Consider the following 4,243-nt stretch of genomic DNA (forward strand, 5'->3'; position numbering starts at 1 on the left):
ACGCTAATCCGCTCTACTCCAAATAATGGACAGCACGCACTATTTAGCTGACTGGCATTTGCTCAAAACGGCCTTTTACAAAATCAATGAAGGTTCGAATTCGGCTCGGTTGATAGCGGTCTCGATGGTATATCGCTGAAAAGTCCACTTTCGGCACTACCCACTCATCAAACACCTGCACCAGTTGCCCTTCGTTGAGCTCTTGTAAGCAATAGATGGTTGGAACACGAATAATCCCATTGCCCGACTTCGCGCCCTGTACCAACACTCGGCCATTCTTACATTGCAGCCTACCCGTCACATGCACATCGACTGTTTTCTTAGTGTCATCCAAAGCTTGAAAGCTCCATTTACGCACCGAGCCCGTTAAGCAATCATGGTGGATGAGATCTTTAGGATGGTTTGGCTTTCCTTTGCGAGCAAAATATTCTGGGCTCGCGAGTGTTCCCATTTCAATATCCAATAGCTTTCTAGCGATAAAGCCCGCATCTTCAAGACTCCCCATACGAAAAGCGATATCAAACGCATCTTCAATCAAATCGACTCGGTTACTACTGAAATCAAGACTGATGCTGATGTCTGGGTAAAGCTGCATAAATTCATTGACCAGATCCGCGATGATCACCTCACCAAGATACCCTCCGACACAGTTTACTTTTATGTCGCCGCGCACCTCTTCGACATCGTCGACAGCAGCAATCAGAGCTTGGTCTATATTATCTAAGGCTTGTTCACATCTCGCGTACAGATCTTGCCCTGCATGCGTCAGTCTTAAAGTTCGAGTGGTGCGGATAAACAGTGTCACACCCATCTGCTTTTCTAGGCTACTCACTTGGCGTGATACGTGGGAGCGTGAAACATCTAACTCCTCCGCCGCTTTGGTGAAATTACCTAAACGAGCGATAAGAACGAAGGAGCGAATATCAGACAGGTTAATTTGATTGAGCATAGTCGCCAGCTTACTAATGAAGTTATGAGATAGACGCTTTTATTGTTGCATCACGGCAACAGTGTTTCAAGTAAAGCGCTATATATCAACAATGCTATTTTCCTTAATATACCTCCATCGCAACGAAGCAAGGCAACAAGCACTTGATTCGAATGCACTTAAACAATACGTCGTAGCCAACCGACGCAATAAAAGTACAGAGGAAATAAAATGAAAAAACTAATCGTAATTACAGGTGCAAGCTCTGGTATTGGTGAAGCAATCGCTCGTCGTCTAAGCGATGAAGGTCACCCTCTACTACTTTTAGCTCGTCGTATTGACCGCCTTGAAGCGTTGAACCTACCAAACTCTCTATCAGTAAAAGTAGACGTAACAGACAAAGCGTCTTTTGATGCAGCAATCGCACTAGGTGAAGAGAAATTTGGCCCTGTAGATGCACTTATCAACAACGCTGGTGCAATGCTTCTTGGTCAAATTGATACTCAAGACGCTCAAGAGTGGAAGACAATGTTCGATGTAAACGTGATTGGTCTGCTAAACGGCATGCAATCTGTACTTGCTCCTATGATGGAACGCAACACAGGTACTATCATCAACATCAGCTCAATTGCGGGTAAGAAAACATTCCCAAGCCACGCAGCTTACTGTGGTACTAAATTCGCGGTACACGCTATTTCTGAGAACGTTCGTGAAGAAGTTGCTGCTTCAAATGTTCGTGTTACCACTATCGCACCGGGTGCTGTAGAGACTGAACTTCTGTCTCACACAACATCTCAAGAGATCAAAGACGGTTACGATTCTTGGAAAGAAGACATGGGCGGCGTATTGGCTGCTGACGATATTGCTCGCGCGGTATCGTACGCTTACCAACAACCACAGAATGTATGTATCCGTGAGATTGCTCTAGCACCAACTAAGCAACAGCCATAGGCCTTTGCTATCGCTATTAAATAAGCGATGAACTAAAAAAACGCCACTGCTTAACAAGTAGTGGCGCTTTCGTTTTGGTGGTAACGATGATTGCAATCGCCACATCAATTTTTATTCATGTATGATTTGCTTGCGTTGTTTGTGACGTTGTTGATCAAAAGAAAAAAGCGCCCAAGCTGGCTGGTGCTTGAGCGCTTTTAACAAACTAAAGATGTTGATTAGAAGTTGTAACCACCACCAATCATGAATACCCATGGATCAATATCAACGTCTGTTGAGTACTGTTTCCCACCAGCCTTGTACTTGGCTGTAGTATCGATGTCTGCGTACCAGACGGATGCGTTTAAAAACCAGTCGTCGTTGATCATGTAATCCATACCAACATTCGCAGCCAGTCCCCACGAATCATCAAGGGACAAGTCACTTAAACCAGCATCTTTAGCCGCACCATTAAGCTCTTCGTCAAAGAATACGGTGTAGTTAATACCAGCACCTACGTAAGGACGGAACTTGCTGTTTGCTTCGCCGAAGTAGTACTGAACCATCAACGTTGGTGGTAAATGTTTTGTCTCGGCGATATCACCTAAACCACCATGGTTTGTAGAAATTGTATGGGAGAACGGCGTCGCTGCAAGAATCTCGAGACTGATGTTGTCTGTAAACATGTAGCCAAATGTCAATCCAAGTTGGGTGTTTGAATCCACACCAAATTTTGAACCCGATGTCTCCAAAACATCTCCACTGCTATCGTTAGGAGACACTATTGCGGCACCAGCACGGATGATGAAATCACCTTCTTTATGAGCAAAAGCACTAGTTGACATAAGAGCCGCAACAACCGCAATACCACATACTGTTTTTTTCATTATAATTTCCTTTTGAGGGCTTAATCGTTATTGGTGAATGAGTAATCATTTCTTATTTTGCGTGCAAGGTAGCATATAATAACCCTACTTTATTGATGGAAATCAATTTGTGAAAACTTGTGAGAACTTATGTAAATTTGCATCGACTTGATCACTTTATCGCTTCATTTTATTGACAGTTTTGTAATGCAACTTTCCCGTGCGTCATTTTGTTAATTTAACCCCTTCACCTTGCCCGGGTCTATTTGGATCAAAATAGAGCAAGCCAATATCTCGTACGCATCAATTTGGTGCACTTCCACAATAATCACTCTCACCTCGTTTAATATTCAATGAGTTACATTTGGCTTAGTGCTTGCAAGTCTATGTTCATAATCATAAATACATTGAGGTTCTGACTATGCAAGACACTCTAACAATCGTTCTGGCCGGCGGTGTAGGCTCTCGGCTTTCTCCCCTTACCGATAACCGTGCAAAACCTGCGGTACCTTTTGGCGGTAAATATCGAATCATCGATTTCACGCTCGCGAACTGCTTACACTCTGGGCTGCGCCAAATTTTGGTGCTGACTCAGTACAAGTCTCACTCTTTACAAAAACATTTAAGAGATGGTTGGTCGGTGCTTAACCCCGAGCTCGGCGAATACATCACCAATGTCCCCCCACAAATGCGTACAGGTGATAGTTGGTATAGCGGTACTGCCGATGCGATTTATCAAAACTTGTATCTGCTTTCTCGTAGCGAAGCTAAGCATGTAGTGGTGTTATCAGGCGACCATATCTATCGCATGGATTACGCGCCAATGCTCAAGCAACATAAAAAGAACGAGGCCGATCTAACCGTAGCGTGCATGGAGGTTTCGATTGATGAAGCCAAAGAATTTGGTGTGATGGAGATAGATGAATCTCTAGAGATCAATAACTTTACCGAAAAGCCACGTTACCCTGCATGTGTCCCCGGTAGGCCGACTCGAAGCATGGCTTCAATGGGTATTTACGTCTTTGATAAAGAGGTGTTAACACAAGCGCTACTGGCGGATGCCGAAGATCCGAACTCAAGCCATGATTTCGGTAAAGACATTATTCCTAAATTGGTCGGCAACAACAGTGTTTACGCGTATAAGTTTGGCGACGAAGAAGGCCGAGTGACCCAAGATGCGTACTGGAGAGATGTCGGTACTATCGACTCTTACTACCAGTCTAATATGGATCTGTTAAAGCCAGCCTCACCTATAGATTTATACCAACCAGATTGGGCGATTCGCACCTACGAGCCGCAACTGCCACCTGCACGCACCATTGCTTCTGTAGAAGGAAACCAAGGAATATTCATCAACTCGATGATAGCGAATGGCGTAGTGATCGAAGGTGGCTCTGCGCAAAACTCTATCTTCTTCCCGAAAGTGAAAGTCAGTAATGCCGCGATTGTGATTGATAGTATTCTGTTTGAAGATGTTGAGATTGGGAAAAATTGCCATATTCAAAACTGCATCATAGAT

4 protein-coding genes are annotated in these 4,243 nt (G+C 44.1%); 2 read left to right on the forward strand and 2 right to left on the reverse strand.

The annotated features are described in order from the left end of the window. Positions 1-43: 43 nt before the first annotated feature. Positions 44-949 (reverse strand): LysR family transcriptional regulator, encoded by a 906-nt coding sequence (locus AB4653_RS20505; protein ID WP_102258236.1) that lies wholly within the window; start codon positions 947-949, stop codon positions 44-46. Positions 950-1,159: 210 nt separating this feature from the next. Between AB4653_RS20505 and AB4653_RS20510 the strand changes: the two genes are divergently transcribed. Then, positions 1,160-1,879 carry an SDR family oxidoreductase gene (locus AB4653_RS20510; RefSeq protein WP_102258237.1) on the forward strand — a complete coding sequence of 240 codons (720 nt, stop codon included), beginning with the start codon at positions 1,160-1,162 and terminating at the stop codon, positions 1,877-1,879. A gap of 218 nt (positions 1,880-2,097) precedes the next feature. Here the strand turns inward: AB4653_RS20510 and ompW are convergent, their stop codons facing one another. Next, entirely contained in the window at positions 2,098-2,745 is a 648-nt protein-coding gene (gene ompW, locus AB4653_RS20515; RefSeq protein WP_012601085.1) for an outer membrane protein OmpW, read from the reverse strand. A gap of 400 nt (positions 2,746-3,145) precedes the next feature. Here ompW and glgC point away from each other — a divergent pair. After that, the coding region (gene glgC, locus AB4653_RS20520) for a glucose-1-phosphate adenylyltransferase (protein WP_372105188.1) at positions 3,146-4,243 on the forward strand (1,098 nt) is incomplete at its 3' end.

The sequence above is a fragment of the Vibrio sp. 10N.222.48.A3 genome (assembly GCF_041475345.1).
Taxonomy (GTDB): Bacteria; Pseudomonadota; Gammaproteobacteria; order Enterobacterales; family Vibrionaceae; genus Vibrio; species Vibrio tasmaniensis_A.